The following is a 1,238-nucleotide window of genomic DNA, read 5'->3' as shown; positions in this document are numbered from 1 at the left end:
CGGCCTATTCTGTTGAAAAACTCGGTCCCGGAGCAGGGGCGTCACGTGACCAGGCAGCCGGAAGCGGATTTGTTCGATCCGCAATGAAGCAAATGGGGGCGCGCAAGCGCCCCATGCCTTAGATCGGCACCGCAATTCCTGCTTCCGGGCCTTTCGGCATCAACCACGCCGCCATTCTTCGCAGATTTTGCGCAGTCGCCGCCAACAGGAACTCGTCGCGGGCACCTTTCAGGCCCCGAAGCCGCAAGCGATCCAGCCGCAGGATGCGCTTGAGGTGTGCGAACAGCATCTCGACCTTCTTTCGATGTCGCCGCGATCGTGCGTATCGAGGTGTTGATGCCAACTGGCGGGCCACGTCGCGTGCGGATTCGTTGACCTGGCGGGCGATCTTCCGATGCGTGGTGTTGGGGCAGCATCGCGACTTGAGCTCGCAGCCGGCACAGTCGTAGACGCTGCTGCGATAGATCAGCGTGTCGTCCGCCGTAGGCTTGCCAGTTGAGCGCAACGGCTTGCCCTGTGGGCAGCGATATTCGTCGGCTTCGGCCTCCCAGCGGAAGTCGGAACGTCCCAGCGAACCATCCTTGCGCTCGGCCTTGTCCCACACCGGAACGTGCGGTTCGATCGCTTTCTCGTCCACCATCCAGCCCAGCATCTCGGCGGTGCCGTAGGCCGTATCGCCGATCAGATGCGTCGGCTTGATCTCGAACCGTTCCTCGACGCGATCCACCATGACCTTGGTGGCGTTCACCTCGTTCGTGCGGTGTGCGGGCGTGGCCTCGACGTCGAGGATGACGCCGGCCTTGGTGTCGATCAGGTAGTTGGTCGAATAGGCGTAAAACGCCGGGCCGCCGGGCGCGGCGGTCCACTGCGCGGCCGGGTCGGTGAGCGACACGTTCTTCGGAGGCTTACGCGCTTCCTCTGCGGCGTCCAGCGCTTCCAGGTACTCGCGTACCGGGCGCGTGAGCGACGACTCCCGGTCCCAGCTGGCATCGCTGCCCGGGACACCGCGCTGGCGGTTTGCGTCGGCCTTGATGACGCTGGCATCGATGGCGAAGCCTTCGCCTCCGACCAGGCCCTCAGCCAAGCAGCGCTCCAGCACCTTCTCGAACACGAAGCGCAGCGTGTCGCTGTTGCGGAACCGTCCATGCCGGTTCTTTGAAAAGGTCGAATGGTCCGGCACTGCATCCTCCAGCCCCAACCGACAGAACCAGCGGTAGGCCAAGTTCAAATGCACCTCC

At 63.9% G+C, this 1,238-nt stretch carries 1 protein-coding gene; it reads right to left on the bottom strand.

What is annotated here, in order from left to right; translation table 11 throughout:
* Nucleotides 1–118: 118 nt before the first annotated feature.
* Nucleotides 119–1,238, bottom strand: a 1,120-nt coding sequence (locus JCM9942_RS16305; protein WP_054660902.1) for an IS1182 family transposase, incomplete at its 5' end; no start/stop codon positions are given.

The organism is Stenotrophomonas pictorum JCM 9942 (assembly GCF_001310775.1).
Lineage (GTDB): Bacteria > Pseudomonadota > Gammaproteobacteria > Xanthomonadales > Xanthomonadaceae > Stenotrophomonas > Stenotrophomonas pictorum.
The sequence above is the reverse complement of the archived record's forward strand: the minus strand, read 5'-3'. Positions and strand labels throughout refer to the sequence as shown.